This window comes from Pseudomonas laurylsulfativorans (assembly GCF_002906155.1).
GTDB classification, from domain to species: Bacteria; Pseudomonadota; Gammaproteobacteria; order Pseudomonadales; family Pseudomonadaceae; genus Aquipseudomonas; species Aquipseudomonas laurylsulfativorans.
The window spans coordinates 164095-185247 of record NZ_MUJK01000010.1 but is presented as its reverse complement, the minus strand read 5'-3'; the positions used below and the strand labels follow the sequence as shown (position 1 = coordinate 185247).

Here is a 21153-nt window from a genome sequence, read left to right as displayed (position 1 = left end):
GCTGGCTTGCCAGCGATGGCGAAATACCTGACACACTGCGTCGCCCGGATCGCCAGCAGGCCGGCTCCTACGGGATTTGCGCGCCCTCGGCCAATAGCATGTCGATCAGGCGAATCAGTGGCAGGCCGATCAGGCTGGTGGCGTCAGGGCCTTCGGTGCTGCGAAACAGGCTGACCCCCAGGCCTTCAGCCTTGAAGCTGCCTGCGCAGTCGTAGGGTTGCTCTGCGTGCAGGTAGCGTTCGATGCGGGGTGCATCGAGTGGGCGCATATGGACGGTGAACGGCACGCAGTCGACCTGACAGTGCCCGGTCTGGGTGTTGAGCAGGGCCAGGCCGGTCAGGAACGTCACGCTGGCGCCGCTGGCGGCCAGTAGTTGTTCGCGGGCTTTTTCGAAGGTGTGGGGTTTGCCGATAATCCGCTCTCCCAGCACGGCGACCTGGTCGGAGCCGATTATCAGATGAGCGGTATGGCTGTCGGCCAGGGCGCGGGCTTTCTCTTCGGCGAGGCGCTTGACCAACTCGATGGCGGATTCGTCCGGGCGATGGCTTTCGTCGATATCCGGCGAGCTGCATGTAAAAGGCAGCTGCAAGCGGGCGAGCAATTCCCGGCGATAGACCGAGCCGGAAGCGAGTAATAAAGGCAGCATGCGCATCTCCATAAGGCAGGTGCGAATTCTAGCGAGGCTTCCAAGTGACGGACAGGGCTGAATTTCCTTTGACATGGGCGGGTGCATCCCTATAATGCTGCGCCTATGTTGAATGACCCGATTCCACCTCACGTTGACCCGCGCAAATTGGCTGATCGTGGCACCACCCTTCAAGGTGAAATGCTGCTGGCCGATTTGGAGAGACTCTGCGACCCGCTTTCCGACAATGTCGGTACGGTGCAGGCTAAATTCGTTTTTGAACGAGATGAACGTAAATCTGTGGTCATCCACAGCTTTATCGACACTGAAGTCAAAATGGTTTGCCAGCGTTGTCTTGAGCTGGTCACCCTGCCGATCCATAGCGAATGCAGTTACGCTGTGGTGAAGGAGGGTGCGAATACCCAGTCGTTGCCGAAAGGTTATGACGTGCTGGAACTGGGCGAAGATCCTTTGGATCTGCAGTCACTGATCGAGGAGGAGCTTCTGCTCGCCTTGCCCATTGTGCCTGCTCATCATCCGGAAGAATGCCAGCAGCCGGCGGGTCTCGATGAGCCCGAACCGAGCGAGGACGAGGTAACGCGGTCCAACCCGTTCAGTGTATTGGCGCAGTTAAAGCGTGACCCAAACGTTTAGGAGTTAATCAATTATGGCTGTTCAGCAGAACAAAAAATCCCGCTCTGCCCGTGACATGCGCCGTTCGCACGACGCTCTCGAGGCTAGCACCCTGTCTGTAGAAAAAACCACCGGTGAAGTTCACCTGCGTCACCACGTATCGCCAGAAGGCGTATACCGTGGCCGTAAAGTGATCGACAAGGGCGCTGACGAGTAATCACTTGTCCGCTCAAGTCATCGCGATTGACGCAATGGGCGGGGACTTCGGTCCCCGCAGCATTGTCCAGGCCAGCCTCGCTTGTCTGTCTGCTACGCCCTCGCTGCACCTGACCCTCGTCGGTCAACCCTCCCTTCTTGAAGAATTGATCGCTAGCCATTCGGCTGTTGATCGCGCGCGCCTGTCGATTGCCCCGGCGAGCGAAGTCATCACTATGGACGAAAAGCCCGCCCAGGCCTTGCGTGGCAAACCTGACTCGTCGATGCGCGTGGCGCTTGAGTTATTGCGTGATGGCAAGGTCCAGGCCTGTGTCAGTGCCGGCAACACCGGGGCGCTGATGGCGTTGTCGCGGTTTGTGCTCAAGACTCTGCCGGGCATTGATCGTCCGGCCATGGTGGCGGCGATTCCGACACAAAAGGGTTATTGCCAACTGCTCGACCTGGGCGCCAACGTCGATTGCAGTGCCGAGCATCTGTTGCAGTTTGCGGTCATGGGGTCGGTGGCGGCGGAAACCCTGGGCATAGTGCGCCCACGGGTAGCGTTGCTGAACATCGGCACCGAAGACATCAAGGGTAATCAGCAGGTCAAGTTGGCGGCGACCTTGTTGCAAGGCGCCAGGGGCATCAATTACATCGGCTTTATCGAGGGCGACGGTTTGTACCGTGGCGAAGCGGATGTAGTGGTGTGTGACGGTTTTGTCGGCAACATCCTGCTCAAATCCAGCGAAGGCCTGGCGACCATGATTGCCGGGCGTATCGAGGCGCTGTTCAGGAAGAGCGTGGCTTCTCGCGTGGTCGGCGCGCTGGCGCTGCCCTTGATGAAGCGTCTGCAGGCTGATCTGGCGCCTGCACGGCATAACGGTGCGAGCTTTCTCGGCTTGCAGGGGATTGTGGTGAAAAGCCATGGTTCTGCCGGGGTCCAGGGTTTTCAAAGTGCCATTCAGCGGGCCTTGATCGAGATTCAGGAGAATCTTCCCGAGCGCCTGCACGGTCGTCTGGAGGATTTGTTGCTTTAGGCGTTTTCGTCGGACAATGCTTAAATGTGACCGCTTGGTTCGATGGGCCATCCAACTGTCAGTTTCTTGCGTCCTCTAAGTAGGGCGCCAATTCTCCGACGACAAGATCATTAGGGGCTTGTTACATGTCTGCTTCCCTCGCATTCGTCTTTCCAGGACAGGGTTCGCAGTCCCTCGGCATGCTGGCCGAGCTGGGCGCGCAACATCCGGTTGTCCTCGAAACATTCAAAGAAGCTTCCGATGCACTGGGTTACGACCTGTGGGCACTGACCCAGCAAGGGCCGGAAGAGCAACTCAATCAAACCGATAAAACCCAGCCGGCCATTCTGACCGCCTCGATCGCCCTGTGGCGTCTGTGGCTGGCGGAAGGTGGCGCGCGCCCGGCTTACGTGGCCGGACACAGTCTGGGTGAATACAGTGCGCTGGTCGCGGCGGGCAGTCTGAGCCTGGGCGATGCGGTGAAGCTGGTCGAGCGTCGTGGTCAGCTGATGCAGGAAGCCGTTCCGGCCGGGCAGGGCGGCATGGCTGCCATCCTCGGCCTGGACGATGCCGACGTACTGGCCGCCTGTGCCGAAGCGGCGCAAGGCGAAGTGGTCAGTGCGGTGAATTTCAACTCCCCTGGCCAGGTGGTCATCGCCGGTGCCAAGGCAGCGGTCGAGCGCGCCATCGAAGGCTGCAAGGCGCGTGGTGCCAAGCGCGCCATGCCGCTGCCGGTCAGCGTGCCGTCCCACTGCGAGCTGATGCGTCCGGCTGCCGAGCGTTTCGCCGAATCGATCGCCGCGATCAACTGGCAGGAGCCACAGATTCCTGTGGTCCAGAACGTCAGCGCCGAAGTGCCGGCCGATCTGGAAACCCTCAAGCGTGATCTGCTCGAACAGCTGTACAAGCCCGTACGCTGGGTCGAATCCGTACAGGCGCTGGCAGCCAAGGGCGCGACCAATCTGGTCGAGTGCGGTCCTGGCAAAGTGCTGGCCGGTCTGAACAAGCGTTGCGCCGAAGGCGTATCGACATCCAACCTCAATACCCCAGACGCTTTCGCTGCCGCCCGCGCAGCGTCGGCCTGAATCAGGAGAAACTTGCATGAGTCTGCAAGGTAAAGTTGCACTGGTCACCGGTGCAAGCCGTGGCATCGGCCAGGCTATTGCCCTGGAACTGGGTCGTCAGGGTGCCATCGTTGTTGGTACTGCGACCTCCGCGTCGGGTGCCGAGCGCATTGCCGCCACCCTGAAGGAAAACGGTATTCAAGGCACCGGCCTGGAACTCAATGTCACCAGCGACGAGTCCGTGGCGGCAGTCCTGGCGAGCATCCAGGAGCAGTTCGGCGCGCCGGCGATTCTGGTCAACAATGCCGGTATCACCCGCGATAACCTGATGATGCGCATGAAAGACGACGAGTGGCACGACGTTGTCGATACCAATCTGAACAGTCTGTTCCGCCTGTCCAAGGGCGTTTTGCGTGGCATGACCAAAGCCCGTTGGGGCCGAATTATCAGTATTGGTTCGGTTGTGGGTGCCATGGGCAACGCAGGCCAAGTAAACTACGCTGCCGCCAAGGCCGGTCTGGAAGGTTTCAGTCGTGCTCTGGCGCGTGAAGTCGGTTCGCGTTCGATTACGGTAAACTCGGTGGCCCCTGGGTTCATCGATACCGATATGACCCGTGAACTGCCCGAGGCGCAGCGTGAAGCCTTGCAGACGCAGATTCCGCTGGGTCGTCTGGGGCAAGCTCAAGAGATCGCGTCCGTGGTCGCTTTTCTTGCGTCGGACGGTGCGGCTTACGTTACCGGAGCTACAATCCCGGTGAACGGCGGGATGTACATGTAATTCAAATGTGACGGATTGCTTCAAAAAAATGTCATACGAGCTGTCTAAAATCCGTTATAAAGCTGCAATCTATTTATAGGCAGAGGGTCACCGGGTTCGAGGAGTGAAGCTTTCAGTTGAAAAGCTGAAAAGCCTTTCTATACACTTACCCACTGGCCAGCTGCCTGAATTTGTCCATTAGGAGTGAAAACAAGGTATGAGCACCATCGAAGAGCGCGTCAAGAAAATCGTTGCTGAGCAACTGGGCGTTAAAGAAGAAGAAGTGGTCAACACTGCTTCCTTCGTTGAAGACCTGGGTGCCGACTCCCTTGACACCGTTGAGCTGGTGATGGCTCTGGAAGAGGAATTCGAGACCGAAATCCCTGACGAAGAAGCTGAGAAGATCACTACTGTACAAGCTGCAATCGACTACGTTACTAGCCACCAGGCGTAATAGTTTGTAATCGTTGCTCGCTGTCATGGAAAAACCGCACTGCCATCATGGCGTGCGGTTTTTTCTTTAGGCCTGATGCAAAGTCGTCATTTGAAAAAAGGAGAGTGCTGTGTCGCGTAGACGCGTCGTAGTCACCGGTATGGGTATGTTGTCGCCACTGGGCACGGATGTGCCGAGCAGCTGGCAGGGCATTCTGGCTGGCCGCAGTGGCATTGGTCTGATCGAACACGCCGACCTTTCTGCCTATTCCACCCGTTTTGGCGGCTCGGTAAAGGACTTCAATGTCGAGGAATACCTGTCGGTCAAGGAAGCCCGCAAGCTCGACCTGTTCATTCAATACGGTCTGGCCGCAGGTTTTCAGGCGGTACGCAATTCCGGTCTGGAAGTCACTGACGCCAACCGTGAGCGCATCGGCGTGGCCATGGGCTCGGGTATTGGTGGTCTGACCAATATCGAAGAAACCGCCCGCACGCTGCACGAAACCGGCCCACGACGGATCTCTCCGTTCTTCGTGCCAGGCTCGATCATCAATATGATTTCCGGTTTCCTGTCCATCCACCTCGGTGCACAGGGACCTAACTACGCCATCGCCACGGCCTGTACCACCGGTACTCACTGCATTGGCATGGCGGCCCGCAACATCATGTACGACGAAGCCGACGTGATGATTGCCGGTGGCGCCGAGATGGCCGCGTGCGGCCTGGGCATGGGGGGCTTCGGTGCCTCCCGCGCGCTGTCGACCCGCAACGACGAACCAACCCGCGCCAGCCGTCCATGGGACAAGGGCCGTGATGGCTTCGTATTGTCCAACGGTGCCGGTGCGCTGGTTCTCGAAGAACTGGAGCACGCCAAGGCCCGTGGTGCGACCATTTATGCCGAGCTGATCGGTTTCGGCACCAGCGGTGACGCTTACCACATGACGTCGCCGCCCGCCGATGGTGCCGGTGCTGCCCGCTGCATCACCAATGCGCTGCGTGACGCCAAGATCAATGGCGATCAAGTTCAGTACATCAATGCCCACGGTACCTCGACTCCCGCAGGCGATCTCGCTGAAGTCAATGCGATCAAGTCGGTATTCGGCGATCACGCCTACAAGCTGGCCGTCAGTTCCACCAAGTCCATGACCGGCCACCTGCTGGGTGCGGCAGGCGCGGTCGAGGCGATCTTCAGCGTGCTGGCCATCAACAGCCAGGTGGCGCCGCCGACCATCAACCTCGATGAGCCGGACGAAGGCTGCGATCTCGATTTCGTGCCGCATACCGCGCGCAACATGGATATCGATGTAGTCGTTTCCAACTCCTTCGGTTTTGGCGGCACCAACGGCTCGCTGGTGTTCCGCCGGTTCGCAGGCTGATGGACAGCTGGGTCGACGGTCAACCGGCTGACGCTTTGTCGCTGAAGGATCGCGGCCTGGCTTATGGCGATGGTCTGTTCGAGACCATCGCCGTACGTAACGGGCAGCCGGTGTTGCTGGATCGGCATTTGTCGCGCCTGGCGGATGGCAGTTCGCGTCTGATGCTAGCCGCTGATCAGGAATTGATCCGCAGTGAACTGCTGGCCTATGCCGCGGCACTGGGTGAGGGGGTGCTCAAGCTCATTCTCACTCGCGGCGACGGTCTGCGCGGTTATGCTCCCGACCCTTCGGCCCAGGCCCGCCGCATTCTGCAAGGCAATCCACCTGCGGCTTACCCCGCGGCGCATGGCGAACAGGGTGTTCGTTTGTTTTCTTGCACCACACGATTGTCCAGGCAGCCATTGCTTGCCGGCCTCAAGCACCTGAATCGACTTGAGCAAGTCCTAGCCCGTGCCGAATGGCAGGACACCGAGCATGCCGAAGGGTTGATGCTCGATCAGGCCGGGCGCGTGATTGAAGGCGTGTTCAGCAATTTGTTTCTGGTGCGTGAGGGTGTACTCATCACCGCTGACCTCAAACGCTGCGGCGTGGCAGGCGTAATGCGCGCCGAAATATTGTTTCAGGCCAGGTCGCTGGGAATCCCCACGCAAATCACCGATATCCCCCTCGAACAGTTGCAATGGGCTGACGAAGTCTTTGTCTGCAACAGCGTGTATGGTATCTGGCCGGTGCGCGCCTATGCTGCTCTTCACTGGCCGGTTGGGCCGCTCACCCGTAAACTCCAAACCATTGCCCGTGTGCTACTGGATGCTTGATACGTGAGACGTAAACTCTTGCTGCTGCTGGAAACCGGAGTGGTTCTGGCGGGGCTGCTGTTGGGTGCTTCAGCCTGGAAAATTCATTCGGCGCTGGTACAGCCGCTGAACATTGCCCAGGAACAATTGCTGGATGTGCCCAAGGGCACCACGCCGACCCGCACCTTCTATCGACTCGAAGCCAATGGCGTCATCAAGGACGCGTTCTGGCTGCGTGTGTATTGGCGCTTCAATCTCGCCAAACAACCCCTGCATAGCGGCGAATATCGCCTGCAACCGGGCATGACTGTCGAAGGCCTGATCAACCTGTGGAAACGCGGGGAAATGGTTCAGTACAGCCTGACCCTGGTCGAAGGCTGGAACTTCCGTCAGGTCCGCGCAGCGCTGGCCAGGGAAGAGAAGCTCGACCATAGCCTCGACGGTTTGAGCGACAGCCAGGTCATGGACAAGCTCGGCCACGCGGGGATTTTTCCGGAAGGGCGCTTCTTCCCTGACACCTATCGTTACGTACGCGGCATGTCCGATATCGAGCTGCTGAAAACCGCTTACGACCGCCTCGACGAAGTCCTCGCCAAGGAGTGGGAGCAGCGCTCTTCCGAGGTGCCGTACACCGAGCCCTACCAGGCGCTGATCATGGCTTCGCTGGTGGAAAAGGAAACCGGTGTACCGCAGGAGCGCGGGCAGATTGCCGGTGTGTTTGTACGACGCATGGCGATGGGCATGCTGCTGCAGACCGACCCAACGGTGATCTACGGCCTCGGCGACCGCTACAGCGGCAAGCTGACCCGGGCTCACCTTAAGGAATCGACGCCCTATAACACCTACATGAATGCGGGCCTGCCGCCGACGCCGATTTCCATGGTCGGTCGCGAAGCCATCCATGCGGCACTCAATCCGGTGGAGGGCAGCAGCCTTTACTTCGTGGCGCGTGGCGATGGCACTCACGTGTTCTCCGACGACCTGGATGCCCACAACAATGCCGTGAAGGAGTTCCAGCTCAAGCGTCGCGCCGATTACCGCTCCAGCCCGGCACCCACTGCCATGCCAGAGACATCGCCGACCCAGACTGAACAAAGCGATACGCAGGAGGCCAGGGCTTCTCAGGAGCTGGCACCGATCCCGGCCGCTTCACCGAGCGCGGCTCCCGAGGCGTTGCCGCAGGTGCCGGCGCAAGATCCTGCGCCAGCCCCTGAAACGCCGGAACCCGATGCCAATGCCCCGAAAAGCTCGCAATGACTCTGACTAAGGACTGCCTGTGACTGGCTTGTTTATTACTCTGGAAGGCCCGGAAGGCGCCGGCAAGAGCACTAATCGCGAATACCTGGCCGAGCGCTTGCGCGCCATCGGCATCGAGGTGGTGCTGACCCGCGAGCCGGGCGGCACGCCGTTGGCCGAGCGCATCCGTGAAGTGCTGCTGGCCCCGGTCGACGAAGTCATGAACCCGGATACCGAGTTGTTGCTGGTGTTCGCGGCGCGTGCCCAGCACCTGGCCGAGGTGATTCGCCCGGCGTTGGCCCGCGGTGCCGTGGTCCTGTGTGATCGTTTTACCGATTCGACATACGCCTACCAGGGCGGCGGTCGCGGCTTGTCGCTGGAGCGTATTGCGTCCCTGGAAACCTTCGTCCAGGGCGATCTGCGCCCGGACCTGACGCTGATTTTCGATTTACCTGTCGAGGTGGGGCTGGCCCGCGCCAGTGCTCGCGGTCGTCTGGACCGTTTCGAACTCGAAGGCCGGACCTTTTTCGATGCCGTACGCAATGCCTTCCTCAAGCGGGCCGAGGCGGATCCGACGCGTTATGTGCTGGTCGATGCTGCCCAACCTTTGGCACAGGTCCAGCAATCGCTGGATACCTTGCTGCCGCGCCTGCTGGAGTTGAGCCGTGGCTGAGGCCTATCCGTGGCAGGAAAGCCTCTGGCAGCAACTGGCTGGTCGCGCCCAGCATGCACACGCCTATCTGCTGCATGGCCCGGCCGGGATCGGCAAGCGCGCGCTGGCCGAGCGCCTGATGGCCAGCTTGCTGTGCCAGCGCCCGAACTCGCTGGAGGCCTGCGGCGAATGTAAATCCTGCCTGCTGCTCAAGGCTGGCAGCCACCCGGATAACTACATCCTGGAGCCGGAAGAAGCCGACAAGGCAATCAAGGTCGATCAGGTTCGCGACCTGGTCGGTTTCGTGGTCCAGACCGCGCAGTTGGGCGGGCGCAAAGTGGTGCTGATCGAGCCGGTCGAGTCGATGAACATCAACGCCGCCAACGCCTTGCTCAAAAGCCTCGAAGAGCCGTCCGGCGATACCGTTCTGTTGTTGGTCAGCCACCAGCCGAGCCGCTTGTTGCCAACCATCAAGAGTCGCTGCGTGCAGCAGGCCTGTCCGCTGCCGGGCCAGGCCATGAGCTTGAAGTGGCTGGCTCAGGCGTTGCCGGAGTGCTCCGAAGAAGAGCGCGTCGAACTGCTGACGCTGGCCGCCGGTTCGCCACTGGCGGCGGTCAATCTCCAGGCCCAGGGCGTGCGTGAACAGCGCATGCAAGTGGTGGAAGGCGTGAAAAAACTGCTCAAGCAACAGCAGTCGCCGACGCAACTGGCCGAAGAGTGGAAAAACATTCCGATGTTGCGCCTGTTCGATTGGTTCTGCGATTGGTCGAGCCTGATCCTGCGCTATCAGTTGACCCAGGATGAAGCCGGTCTCGGTCTGACCGACATGCGCAAGGTTGTGCAATATCTGGCGCAGAAAAGCGCCCAGGGCAAAGTCCTCGATATTCAGGACTGGATACTCGCCCAACGCCATAAAGTCTTGAGCAAGGCCAACCTCAATCCGGCCTTGTTGCTGGAAGCATTGCTGGTGCAATGGGCTTCATTGCCTGCCCAACGATGACTGTCAGCGCCTAGACTCTGAGTATCAGTACACACGACCGTCCCACCCATTCGATACAAGTTGCAGCCCTTTATGCTCGTAGATTCCCATTGTCACCTTGATCGCCTCGACCTGGCCGCCCACGACGGCTCCCTGGATGCCGCACTTGATGCAGCCCGGCAGCGCGGGGTAGGGCACTTTCTGTGTATCGGCGTCAGCGCGGACAACGCGGCCGACGTAAAAGCCCTGGCCGAGCGTTATGACGACGTCGACTGTTCGGTGGGCGTGCACCCTCTGGATGTGCAGCCGGGTGCCGCACCGGCGCTGGACTGGCTGCTCCAGGAGCTCCATCACCCGCGGGTAGTTGCCATCGGCGAAACCGGCCTCGACTACCATTACGAGCCGGAAGCTGCAGAGTTGCAGCAGGAGTCCTTCCGCCTGCACCTGCAAGCGGCGCAGCAGACCGGCAAACCGGTGATCATCCACACCCGTGGCGCCCGCACCGATACCCTGGACTTGCTGCGTGAAGCGGCGCTACCCCAGGCGGGCGTACTGCATTGCTTTACCGAAGACTGGGAAATGGCGAAGGCGGCGCTGGACATGGGCTATTACATTTCCCTGTCCGGGATTGTCACTTTCCGCAATGCCGATGCGTTGCGCGATGTGGCCAGCAAGGTGCCTGCCGACCGATTGTTGGTGGAAACCGACTCGCCGTACTTGGCGCCGATTCCCTATCGCGGCAAACCAAACCTGCCGCAGTACGTACGTGAAGTTGCGGAATTTCTGGCAATGTTGCGTGGTGAGCCCTACGAGCGGTTTGCCGAGCAGACCACGTCGAATTTCAAGCGACTGTTCCCGCTGGCACATGTGAAATCAGTTTAGGGTTCGAAGCCGCTTTCGCGAGCAGGCTCGCTCTCACAAGGTTAAATCGCAGGCAAAAAAAACCCGGGTTCTGGGGGGTGAATCCGGGTTAAGACCATTAGGAGTAAAACAATGGCACGCGGTCCGTTGGTACCAATATCGTCGTGACACTTGGGGGAGATGCCCCGCCGACAGTTCAAGTATTGATCAGGATTGCGCCTAGTCCAGTTTGGTTGCCCGAGTTTTTAAACAAATTTGGAATACGTGCGCTTCGGAAGAGTTCTCATCAACCTCTAAACGTACGCAGAATGACCAGAAAGCGCAGATATGGTCGGATGATCCGTGCATTTTTGCGTAAGTTAGGCATAATACGCGGCTTCGAATTTTGACCCCGACAGACCTTTTCTTATGCATAAAGAACCTCGTAAGGTCCGTGAGTTTCGTCGCCGCGAGCAGGAAATTCTCGATACCGCGCTCAAGCTGTTCCTCGAACAAGGTGAAGACAGTGTCACCGTCGAGATGATTGCTGATGCCGTCGGTATCGGCAAAGGCACGATCTACAAGCACTTCAAATCCAAGGCGGAAATCTATCTGCGCCTGATGCTCGACTACGAGCGCGATTTGAACGCACTACTGCATTCGGCCGATGTCGACAAGGACAAGGAAGCCCTGTCCCGGGCGTACTTCGAATTCCGCATGCGCGATCCTCAACGCTATCGCCTGTTCGACCGTCTCGAAGAGAAAGTGGTCAAGGGCAACCAGGTGCCGGAGATGATCGAGGAGCTGCACAAGATCCGTGCCTCGAACTTCGAACGCCTGACCCTGTTGATCAAGGGTCGGATCAGCGAAGGGAAGCTTGAAGACGTGCCACCTTACTTCCATTACTGCGCGTCCTGGGCGCTGGTGCACGGTGCTGTCGCCCTGTATCACTCGCCGTTCTGGAGCAATGTGCTGGAAGATCAGGAAGGTTTCTTCCAGTTCCTCATGGACATCGGCGTGCGCATGGGCAACAAGCGCAAGCGCGACACCGACACGCCCAGCAGCTGAGCCATTCAGTTGCCTTATTGCGCCATGATTTCGCTACTTGGCGCAGTGCCGCAGGAATATACTCAGGTAGAGGACTTGCTAAAACTTGATTTCTGAGTCAAGTTTTAGCGGCCCGATATTCTTCCGCCGGAGTAACCATGATCGTTGACCGTCAAGGCAGGCGTTTTCGCAACTTGCGAATCAGTCTGACCTCCGCCTGCAATTACGCCTGTACCTACTGCGTGCCCAACGGCAAGCGGCTGGTGGCTGCGCAGGATGAATTGTCGGCCGAAGCCATGGCGCGCGGCGTGGCTTATCTGATTGAAGCGGCGGGCATCGAACGCCTGCGCATTACCGGCGGCGAGCCGCTGGTCAGCCCGAAACTCGAAGCGTTCATGACGGCGGTCGGGCAGATGGGCCTGGAAGACATCAGCCTGACCACCAATGGCCAGTTGCTGGCGAAGAAACTGCCGCTGCTGGTGAACGCTGGCATCCGGCGTCTCAACGTTTCCCTCGATACCCTCGACGCCAGTGCGTTCCGCGGCATTGCCCGGGGTGGTGACCTGGCCACCGTGCTCGACGGTATGAACGAGGCCAGTGCGGCCGGCATGAAGATCAAGGTCAACATGGTGCCGTTGCGCGGGCAGAACCTCGATCAAGTGATGCCGCTGCTCGACTACTGCCTTGAGCGAGGTTATGAACTGCGCTTCATCGAACTGATGCGCATGGGCCACCTGGCTAAGGACTCCAATGCGTTTCTGCAACAGTTCGTCAGCCTCCAGCAGCTGCTGAGCCTGATCGGCGAGCGCTACGAATACTTGCAGGCCGATGCACCCGTCGATGCGACAGCGGTGCGCTATGAAATTCCAGGTCAGGGACATTTCGGCGTGATTGCCAACGAGAGTGTGCCTTTCTGCCGGACCTGTTCACGCTTGCGTTTATCTTCCACCGGGTGGCTGCATGGCTGCCTGTCATCGAGCAATCGCCATTACATCGGCGACCTGCTGGACAAGCCGCGTCATCAGGCCTTGCCGGCGCTACAGAGACTGCTGGTCAAAGCCTTGGGCGACAAGCAGGAAGTGGCGTTCTCCGGCGGCGCGACTGTCATGAAGATTATCGGTGGTTGATCCGGCCATGTGGTGAGGGGGCTTGCCCCCGTTGGACCGCGAAGCGGTCCCAGAAGCCCCCAACATTTTCCCTGGAAGACCGCATGCGCCGGTATTACGACTGCTGCGCAGCCGAACGGGGGCAAGCCCCCTCGCCACACGTGTTCGTTCTCAAGTTTGGTGTGTCGAGGAGGTTCAGGACTGGCGCAAAAGCTGCATCCTACGGCCATTCGCCGGTTTTCCGACACCGGCCTCTGGAGGATAGGATGCGTAGCCTGGTTTTGCTGCTGGCCGTTTTGGCACTTGGTGGCTGCATGAACGTCAGCGATATGGCCGAAGGGACTCGTTACCATATGAGCGATGCGGGGCTACTCGACCACAGCGACAGCCGTCGCGTAAACAACCTGCGCATTCAACCGGACTCGTTCGTCTACATCGCCCAAGGCGCTTTCATGCCGCCGGGTAGCGCCGTTTACCCGCGGCCCAACGTGATTGCCGAAGTCGCGTTCGATGGCTTCGTCGAATACTTCCCGATGGTCCGCCGTGCCCGTACGCCGGAAGGCCTCGACCAGGCCATGGGCGAAGCCCGTGCCGCCGGTGCGCACTATCTGCTCTACACCCGATTTGCCAAGTCTGACGACCGTATCGGCAACTCGGACGAGTGGCTGGATCAGGAGGCCCTGGATCGTCTCGGCATCGATAGCGGTATGATTCAGATCATGTTGATCGAGACCAGCACCCAGTATTTGATTGATACTGCGACCATCAAGAGTCGTGGCGGTTTACTGACGTTCCACGATAAAAAACCCGAAGACCTGATGGGCCCGCCGCTGGAACAATACGCGCGCAGCCTGCTGGGACTCAGCGACCAGTAAAACCAAGGAGAACGCCATGAGTGGCCCGCAAAAAGCCAACGACCTGCTGGGGCAAATCCCCAAGACCAAAGGCTTGCCGCCGGTGCACCTGTGGAATCCAGATTTCTGCGGCGACATCGATATGCGCATTGCCCGCGACGGCACCTGGTATTACCTGGGCACGCCGATCGGGCGCAAGCCGATGGTCAAGCTGTTCTCCACCATCATCCGCCGCGATGGCGATGATTATTTCCTGATCACGCCGGTCGAAAAAGTCGGCATCAAGGTCGACGATGCGCCGTTCGTGGCAATTGCGGTGGACGTGGAAGGCGAGGGCGAGGCGCAGGTGTTGCGCTTTACCACCAACGTCGATGAAACCGCCGAGGCCGGTGCCGAGCATCCGCTGCGTGTGGTCATCGACCCGGTAACGCAGGAGCCAGCCCCTTACGTGCATGTGCGCAGCAACCTCGAAGCGTTGATTCACCGCAATGTGTTCTATCAATTGGTGGAGCTGGCGGTGAGTCGCGAGATCGACGGCCAGCGCTGGCTGGGTGTATGGAGTGGCGGCGAGTTCTTCCCCATCGGCCTCGAGCCCTGACGCATAACAATACTGTGGGAGCGAGCCTGCTCGCGAAAGCGCTGGGTCAGTCGACATCTGCATTGGACATGACCCCGTCTTCGCGAGCAGGCTCGCTCCCACAGTAGTTTCTGTGTATTCAATAAAATCAAATTGACACTCAATCGTATGATGATTAGCGTGAGCTTCCATCGCGAACGGCTTTGAGGTGTCCATGTCCAGCAGCTTTCATGCTTCGACCGTCGACTGGCTGGGATGCTGGCTCGCCACGGGGCAGGTCAAACCGGGTGAGTCACTCAAGGTCGAAGCCGAGCTCGGTGAACAGCTCGGCGTGAGCCGCACGGTCATTCGTGAAGCGATCAAGACCCTCGTTGCCAAAGGCATGCTCGAGGTCGGGCCGAAAGTCGGCACGCGGGTGTTGCCGGTGCGACGCTGGAACCTCTTCGATCCACAAGTCGTCGGCTGGTTGTCACGCAGCGGCTTGCCGGAAAACTTCGTCGACGATCTGCTCGACCTGCGCCGCACCATCGAACCGATGGCCGTGCGCTGGGCCTGCGAGCGTGCAACCGGCGAACAGGTGGACGCGATCCTGCTGGCCTGCAACGCGCTGGAGCGGGCGGTGGACAGTGGCATCGATTACAACCGTGCTGACCAGTTCTTCCACGAGTGCATTCTCGCTGCCAGCCACAATCAATTCATCGAGCAAATGGTTCCCGCCCTCGGCGCGTTGCTGGCGGTGGCCTTTGAAGTGTCCGCCGCCGACCCGGATGAACTGCGTCGCACCTTGCCGATTCACCGGGACCTGGCCCAGGCAATCGCGGCCCGTGATACCGCCCGGGGTGTCTGGGCCTGCATGACCCTGATCGATAACGCCGACCTGGCGATCAAACGTTACTACCCGCAAGTCATGGCCGATAGAAAAGCCAGCTGACAACTCGAATCACTGTAGGAGCGAGCCTGCTCGCGATGGCGTATCAGCTGCCACGAGGTCCACTGGCACACCATCGCTAGCAAGCTAGCTCCTACACAATAAAAACAAGAACAATGCAGGAGGTTTCATGGCGTTGACGGCGGTTACCGGGCATCGGGCGGAACTGGGCGAAGGTCCGTTCTGGGATGCGCCGACCCAGGCATTGTATTGGGTGGATATCGCGGGTAAACAGGCGTTGCGCTTGATCGGCGCCAACGTACAGATCTGGCAGATGCCGGAGCATGTGTCGGCCTTCATCCCTTGTGAAAGCGGCGACGCGCTGGTGACATTGAGCAGCGGCGTGTATCGCCTAGATCTCGACTCTCCAGGCCTGGAACCGCGCCTGACTTTGCTCTGCGTGGCCGATCCGCAACCGGGCAACCGCCCCAACGAAGCCCGCTGCGATGCCCAGGGCCGGCTCTGGCTCGGCACCATGCAAAACAATATCGGAGAACACGGCGAAGACCTGCCCATCGTCCGACGCTCGGGTGGACTGTTTCGCATCGATCGCGGCGGACGGGTCGTGCCATTGCTGCGCAACCTGGGCATTCCCAACACGCTGTTGTGGAGCGATGACGCCACCAGCGTTTACTTCGGCGACAGCCTCGACGGTACCCTGTATCGACATTTCATCCGTACCGACGGAGCCCTCGATGCGCCGCAAGTCTGGTTGGGGCCGCACGGGCGTGGCGGCCCGGACGGTTCGGCAATGGATGCCGAAGGTTTTATTTGGAATGCCCGTTGGGATGGCAGCTGCCTGCTCAGGTTGAACCCGGATGGCAAAGTCGATCGGATCATTGAACTGCCGATCAGTCGTCCCACCAGTTGCGTGTTCGGCGGTGCAGACCTGAAAACCCTGTACATCACCAGTGCGGCAAGTCCACTGGGGCATCCGTTGGACGGGGCCGTGTTGTCGATTCCGGTGGATGTACCTGGAAAGCATTGCACGCGCTTCGTTGGATAAATCCCTAAATATGGGATGTAAATATATATATTGAGATTTGCCTCGGGCCGGGTTTATAGTCGGCCTCACCAGGTACATGCACTCACACTTAAAAAAACAAAACAGGTGAAGTGATGCAGCGAAGTTCCCCCATGCTCCCTTGCGGAGACAGTGCCTCAGACCGTTTCCGAGCTGAAACGTTTGCGCCTTCATCTGTTTCTTCCTCAACGCCTTTTGACCGGACATCGACAGATGCCCGGTTTTCGTCGTGTTTTCGAACAGGAGTCTTGATCCATGGCTGAACCACTGTCATTGCCACCCGTACCTGAGCCCCCGAAGGGCGAGCGTCTGAAAAACAAGGTCGTGTTGCTGACCGGTGCCGCCCAGGGCATTGGCGAAGCGATTGTGGCGGCCTTCGCGTCCCAGCAAGCCAAGTTGATCATCAGCGACATTCAGGTCGAGAAAGTCGAGAAAGTCGCAGCGCACTGGCGAGACAAAGGTGCCGATGTAGTGGCGATCAAGGCCGACGTGTCGCGTCAGCAGGATCTGCACGCCATGGCCAGGCTGGCAATCGACCTGCATGGCCGGATCGATGTGCTGGTCAACTGCGCCGGGGTCAACGTGTTCCGTGATCCCTTGGAAATGACCGAGGAAGACTGGCGTCGCTGTTTTGCCATTGACCTGGACGGTGCGTGGTACGGCTGCAAGGCAGTGCTGCCGCAGATGGTCGAGCAGGGCATCGGCAGCATCATCAATATCGCGTCCACCCATTCCAGCCACATCATTCCGGGTTGCTTCCCGTACCCGGTGGCCAAGCATGGCCTGCTCGGCCTGACCCGCGCGCTGGGCATCGAATATGCGGCCAAGGGTGTTCGGGTCAATGCCATCGCGCCGGGCTACATCGAAACCCAGATCAACATCGATTATTGGAACGGTTTCGCCGACCCTCACGCCGAACGCCAGCGCGCGTTTGACCTGCACCCGCCGCGCCGCATCGGCCAGCCGATCGAAGTGGCAATGACCGCCGTGTTCCTGGCCAGCGATGAAGCGCCGTTCATCAATGCCTCGTGCATCACTATCGATGGCGGGCGCTCGGTGATGTACCACGACTGAGTGATCGGGCTTTCAAGCGAATTACTACGTCTGAAATCCAATCATCATACGATATGACTATTGGTAGTAAGGCTTTACCGCCCGTTGGTTTACGAAGAACGCTTTCAAAGAACGCTCAAGAACAATAACAAGGAGTCAGCTTATGAATCGTCGTCATGCTATCCGTTCCCTGTGCTGTGCCGCGTTGGCGGTCTCGGCGGTCAGCCTGAGCAGCACGCTGCTGGCGGCCGAGGAAGTGAAAATCGGTTTCCTGGTCAAGCAAGCGGAAGAACCCTGGTTCCAGACCGAATGGGCCTTTGCCGAAAAGGCTGGGAAAGAGAAGGGCTTCACCCTGATCAAGATCGCCGTGCCGGACGGTGAGAAAACCCTTTCGGCCATCGACAGCCTCGCGGCCAACGGTGCCAAGGGTTTCGTGATCTGCCCGCCGGACGTGTCCCTCGGCCCGGCGATCATGGCCAAGGCCAAACTCAACGGGTTGAAAGTGATTGCGGTCGATGACCGTTTCGTCGATGCCAGCGGCAAGTTCATGGAAGACGTGCCGTACCTTGGCATGGCTGCTTTCGAAGTCGGCCAGAAGCAGGGCAACGCCATGGCCACCGAAGCGAAGAAGCGTGGCTGGGACTGGAAAGACACCTACGCGGTAATCAACACCTACAACGAACTCGACACCGGCAAGAAGCGCACCGACGGTTCGGTAAAAGCGCTGGAAGACGCCGGCATGCCTAAGGACCACATCCTGTTCTCGGCTCTGAAGACTCTCGACGTACCCGGCAGCATGGATGCCACCAACTCGGCCCTGGTGAAACTGCCGGGGGCGGCGAAGAACCTGATCATCGGCGGCATGAACGACAACACTGTGCTCGGCGGAGTGCGCGCCACCGAGAGCGCGGGTTTCGCTGCGGCCAATGTGATCGGCATCGGTATCAACGGTACCGACGCCATCGGCGAGCTGAAGAAACCCGATAGCGGTTTCTATGGCTCGATGCTGCCGAGCCCGCACATCGAGGGCTACAACACCGCCAGCATGATGTACGAGTGGGTCACCACCGGCAAAGAACCTGCGAAATTCACGGCTATGGACGACGTGACGCTGATCACCCGCGACAACTTCAAGCAGGAGCTGGAAAAGATCGGCCTGTGGAACTGACGGCCGTTTGATTTCAGCGGCGGCCCCACCGACGGGGCTGCCTGATCGGTGTGAAGAGGTGGGTTATGCACGCACAAACAAATACACAACAACACAGCGGCAGCTTGCGCTTCAACGGGATTGGCAAGACCTTTCCCGGGGTTAAGGCGCTGGACAACATCAGCTTCGTCGCCCATCCCGGGCAGGTTCATGCCTTGATGGGCGAGAACGGTGCGGGCAAGTCGACGCTGCTGAAGATCCTCGGTGGGGCCTACATACCCAGCAGCGGTGCCTTGCAGATCGGTGAGCAGACGATGGACTTCAAGTCCACCGCCGACAGCATCGGCAGTGGCGTCGCGGTGATCCACCAGGAGCTGCATCTGGTTCCGGAAATGACCGTGGCGGAGAACCTGTTTCTCGGGCATCTGCCGGCCAGTTTCGGCCTGATCAATCGCGGCACCTTGCGTCAGCAGGCACTGGCCTGTCTCAAGGGCCTGGCCGATGAAATCGATCCGCAAGAGAAAGTCGGGCGCCTGTCCCTCGGTCAGCGGCAACTGGTGGAAATCGCCAAGGCGTTGTCCCGTGGCGCCCATGTGATTGCCTTCGACGAACCCACCAGCAGCCTTTCGGCGCGAGAGATCGAGCGCTTGATGGCGATCATCGGCCGGCTGCGCGACGAGGGCAAAGTGGTGCTCTATGTCTCTCATCGCATGGAAGAAGTGTTCCGCATCTGCGACGCGGTGACGGTGTTCAAGGATGGGCGCTATGTGCGCACGTTCGACGACATGAGCCAGCTGACCCACGATCAACTGGTCACCTGCATGGTCGGGCGCGATATCCAGGACATCTACGATTACCGCCCGCGCCAGCGCGGTGCGGTGGCGCTCAAGGTCGATGGCCTGCTCGGGCCGGGGTTGCGAGAGCCGGTGAGTTTCGAGGTGCACAAAGGCGAAATCCTCGGGCTGTTCGGGCTGGTTGGGGCCGGTCGCACCGAGTTGTTGCGCTTGCTCAGTGGCCTGGCGCGCAACAGCGCCGGACAGCTGAAACTTCGTGGCCATGAACTGAAGCTGCGTTCACCCCGGGACGCGATTGCCGCTGGCATCCTGTTGTGCCCCGAGGACCGCAAGAAGGAAGGCATCCTGCCGCTGGCCAGCGTCGCCGAGAACATCAATATCAGCGCACGCGGCGCCCATTCCACCTTCGGCTGCCTGTTGCGTGGTCTGTGGGAGAAGGACAACGCCGACCAGCAGATCAAGGCGCTCAAGGTGAAAACGCCACACGCCGGGCAGCCGATCAAGTTTCTTTCCGGCGGTAATCAGCAGAAGGCCATTCTCGGCCGCTGGCTGTCGATGCCGATGAAGGTGCTGCTGCTTGACGAACCCACTCGCGGCATCGACATCGGTGCCAAGGCCGAGATCTACCAGATCATCCATAACCTGGCCGCCGAGGGGATCGCGGTGATTGTGGTGTCCAGCGACTTGATGGAAGTCATGGGTATTTCCGACCGCATCCTGGTGTTGTGTGAAGGCGCGATGCGCGGCGAATTGAGCCGCGACCAGGCCAACGAATCCAACCTGCTGCAACTGGCTTTGCCGCGCCAACGCGCCGACGGCGTGGCGAACTGAGAGGTGACTATGATGACAACGCAAAACAACACCCTGCCGACCACACGCAAGCCCCTGGATATGCGGCGTTTTCTCGATGATTGGGTCATGCTGCTGGCGGCCGTCGGAATCTTCGTGCTCTGTACCCTGATGATCGACAACTTTCTTTCGCCCCTGAACATGCGCGGGCTGGGCCTGGCGATTTCTACCACCGGGATCGCGGCGTGCACCATGTTGTATTGCCTGGCGTCCGGGCATTTCGACTTGTCGGTGGGCTCGGTGATTGCCTGCGCCGGGGTGGTCGCGGCAGTGGTGATGCGCGACACCGACAGCGTGTTTCTCGGCGTCTGTGCGGCGCTGGTGATGGGGCTGATCGTCGGCCTGATCAACGGCATCGTCATCGCCAAGTTGCGGGTCAACGCTTTGATCACCACGCTGGCGACCATGCAGATCGTGCGTGGCCTGGCCTATATTTTCGCCAACGGCAAAGCGGTGGGGGTGTCCCAGGAATCGTTCTTCGTGTTCGGTAATGGCCAACTGTTTGGCGTGCCGGTACCGATCCTGATCACCATCGTCTGCTTCCTGTTCTTCGGTTGGCTGCTGAACTACACCACCTACGGTCGCAACACCATGGCGATTGGCGGCAACCAGGAAGCGGCGTTGCTGGCGGGTGTGAATGTCGATCGGACCAAGATCATCATCTTCGCCGTGCATGGCGTGATCGGTGCACTGGCCGGGGTGATCCTGGCCTCGCGCATGACCTCCGGCCAGCCAATGATCGGCCAGGGTTTCGAGCTGACCGTGATCTCGGCCTGCGTGCTGGGCGGGGTGTCGTTGAGTGGCGGGATCGGCATGATCCGGCACGTGATTGCCGGGGTGCTGATTCTGGCGATCATCGAGAACGCGATGAACCTGAAGAACATCGATACGTTTTATCAGTATGTGATCCGCGGTTCGATTCTGTTGTTGGCGGTGGTCATTGACCGTCTGAAACAGCGCTGACACCCATTACACCTGTGGGAGCCTGCTCGCGATGGCGGACTGTCAGCCAACATTGATGTTGGATGTGCCGGCCTCATCGCGAGCAAGCTCCCACAGTTGACCGGGTTGGTCTGGCGAACGCGGTCCCCTGTAGGAGCGAGCCTGCTCGCGATTGGGCCCTGAAATTCAGCACAGGATCTGGCTTTAATCCACTCTGTGCAGGATCTCAGTCA

23 protein-coding genes are annotated in these 21153 nt (G+C 59.6%); 22 read left to right on the top strand and 1 reads right to left on the bottom strand.

Annotation, left to right across the window (positions count from 1 at the left end):
* Window positions 1-67: 67 nt before the first annotated feature.
* Entirely contained in the window at window positions 68-646 is a 579-nt protein-coding gene (locus B0D71_RS24890; protein ID WP_103397066.1) for a Maf family protein, read from the bottom strand.
* Between the two features lie 105 nt (window positions 647-751).
* Between B0D71_RS24890 and B0D71_RS24885 the strand changes: the two genes are divergently transcribed.
* The 22 genes from B0D71_RS24885 to araH all read left to right on the top strand — a co-directional run bounded on the left by B0D71_RS24885 (window position 752) and on the right by araH (window position 20941).
* Window positions 752-1279 carry a YceD family protein gene (locus B0D71_RS24885; RefSeq protein ID WP_008050439.1) on the top strand — a complete coding sequence of 176 codons (528 nt, stop codon included), beginning with the start codon at window positions 752-754 and terminating at the stop codon, window positions 1277-1279.
* Between the two features lie 13 nt (window positions 1280-1292).
* Window positions 1293-1475, top strand: a complete 183-nt coding sequence (gene rpmF, locus B0D71_RS24880) for a 50S ribosomal protein L32 (protein WP_003179396.1) — start codon at window positions 1293-1295, stop codon at window positions 1473-1475.
* A gap of 4 nt (window positions 1476-1479) precedes the next feature.
* On the top strand, window positions 1480-2490 hold the full coding sequence (gene plsX / locus B0D71_RS24875; RefSeq protein WP_103397065.1) for a phosphate acyltransferase PlsX: 1011 nt from the start codon (window positions 1480-1482) through the stop codon (window positions 2488-2490).
* 125 nt (window positions 2491-2615) lie between these two features.
* Window positions 2616-3554 (top strand): ACP S-malonyltransferase, encoded by a 939-nt coding sequence (gene fabD, locus B0D71_RS24870; RefSeq protein WP_103397064.1) that lies wholly within the window; start codon window positions 2616-2618, stop codon window positions 3552-3554.
* 16 nt (window positions 3555-3570) lie between these two features.
* Window positions 3571-4311, top strand: coding sequence for a 3-oxoacyl-ACP reductase FabG (gene fabG, locus B0D71_RS24865; RefSeq protein ID WP_007997043.1), 741 nt, complete (start codon window positions 3571-3573; stop codon window positions 4309-4311).
* Between the two features lie 196 nt (window positions 4312-4507).
* Window positions 4508-4744 carry an acyl carrier protein gene (gene acpP, locus B0D71_RS24860; protein ID WP_003175607.1) on the top strand — a complete coding sequence of 79 codons (237 nt, stop codon included), beginning with the start codon at window positions 4508-4510 and terminating at the stop codon, window positions 4742-4744.
* A gap of 109 nt (window positions 4745-4853) precedes the next feature.
* Entirely contained in the window at window positions 4854-6098 is a 1245-nt protein-coding gene (fabF, locus tag B0D71_RS24855) for a beta-ketoacyl-ACP synthase II (RefSeq protein ID WP_103397063.1), read from the top strand.
* On the top strand, window positions 6098-6913 hold the full coding sequence (gene pabC / locus B0D71_RS24850; protein WP_103397062.1) for an aminodeoxychorismate lyase: 816 nt from the start codon (window positions 6098-6100) through the stop codon (window positions 6911-6913). Before fabF ends, pabC begins: the two co-directional genes overlap by 1 nt.
* 3 nt (window positions 6914-6916) lie before the next feature.
* Window positions 6917-8149: an endolytic transglycosylase MltG gene (gene mltG / locus B0D71_RS24845; protein ID WP_103397061.1), complete on the top strand. Its 1233-nt coding sequence runs from the start codon at window positions 6917-6919 to the stop codon at window positions 8147-8149.
* A gap of 19 nt (window positions 8150-8168) precedes the next feature.
* A complete protein-coding gene (gene tmk, locus B0D71_RS24840) occupies window positions 8169-8801 on the top strand; it encodes a dTMP kinase (protein WP_103397060.1) in 633 nt (210 codons plus the stop codon).
* Complete coding sequence (locus B0D71_RS24835) at window positions 8794-9780, top strand: DNA polymerase III subunit delta' (RefSeq protein ID WP_103397059.1); 987 nt, start codon at window positions 8794-8796, stop codon at window positions 9778-9780. Before tmk ends, B0D71_RS24835 begins: the two co-directional genes overlap by 8 nt.
* 72 nt (window positions 9781-9852) lie before the next feature.
* On the top strand, window positions 9853-10641 hold the full coding sequence (locus B0D71_RS24830) for a TatD family hydrolase (protein WP_103397058.1): 789 nt from the start codon (window positions 9853-9855) through the stop codon (window positions 10639-10641).
* 387 nt (window positions 10642-11028) lie between these two features.
* Window positions 11029-11667, top strand: coding sequence for a TetR/AcrR family transcriptional regulator (locus B0D71_RS24825; RefSeq protein WP_007997056.1), 639 nt, complete (start codon window positions 11029-11031; stop codon window positions 11665-11667).
* 137 nt (window positions 11668-11804) lie between these two features.
* Entirely contained in the window at window positions 11805-12773 is a 969-nt protein-coding gene (locus B0D71_RS24820; protein WP_103397057.1) for a GTP 3',8-cyclase MoaA, read from the top strand.
* A gap of 245 nt (window positions 12774-13018) precedes the next feature.
* Window positions 13019-13627 (top strand): DUF4823 domain-containing protein, encoded by a 609-nt coding sequence (locus tag B0D71_RS24815; RefSeq protein ID WP_057713723.1) that lies wholly within the window; start codon window positions 13019-13021, stop codon window positions 13625-13627.
* A 16-nt stretch (window positions 13628-13643) separates the two neighbouring features.
* Complete coding sequence (locus B0D71_RS24810) at window positions 13644-14204, top strand: DUF1285 domain-containing protein (protein WP_103397056.1); 561 nt, start codon at window positions 13644-13646, stop codon at window positions 14202-14204.
* Between the two features lie 193 nt (window positions 14205-14397).
* On the top strand, window positions 14398-15114 hold the full coding sequence (locus B0D71_RS24805; protein ID WP_103397055.1) for a FadR/GntR family transcriptional regulator: 717 nt from the start codon (window positions 14398-14400) through the stop codon (window positions 15112-15114).
* 127 nt (window positions 15115-15241) lie between these two features.
* On the top strand, window positions 15242-16117 hold the full coding sequence (locus tag B0D71_RS24800) for an SMP-30/gluconolactonase/LRE family protein (protein ID WP_103397054.1): 876 nt from the start codon (window positions 15242-15244) through the stop codon (window positions 16115-16117).
* Window positions 16118-16390: 273 nt separating this feature from the next.
* Entirely contained in the window at window positions 16391-17209 is an 819-nt protein-coding gene (locus B0D71_RS24795; protein WP_103397053.1) for an SDR family oxidoreductase, read from the top strand.
* Window positions 17210-17351: 142 nt separating this feature from the next.
* Window positions 17352-18356 carry a substrate-binding domain-containing protein gene (locus B0D71_RS24790; RefSeq protein ID WP_103397052.1) on the top strand — a complete coding sequence of 335 codons (1005 nt, stop codon included), beginning with the start codon at window positions 17352-17354 and terminating at the stop codon, window positions 18354-18356.
* Between the two features lie 65 nt (window positions 18357-18421).
* Window positions 18422-19960 (top strand): L-arabinose ABC transporter ATP-binding protein AraG, encoded by a 1539-nt coding sequence (araG, locus tag B0D71_RS24785; RefSeq protein WP_103397051.1) that lies wholly within the window; start codon window positions 18422-18424, stop codon window positions 19958-19960.
* Between the two features lie 12 nt (window positions 19961-19972).
* Entirely contained in the window at window positions 19973-20941 is a 969-nt protein-coding gene (gene araH / locus B0D71_RS24780) for an L-arabinose ABC transporter permease AraH (protein WP_103397096.1), read from the top strand.
* The last annotated feature ends 212 nt before the right edge of the window (window positions 20942-21153 follow it).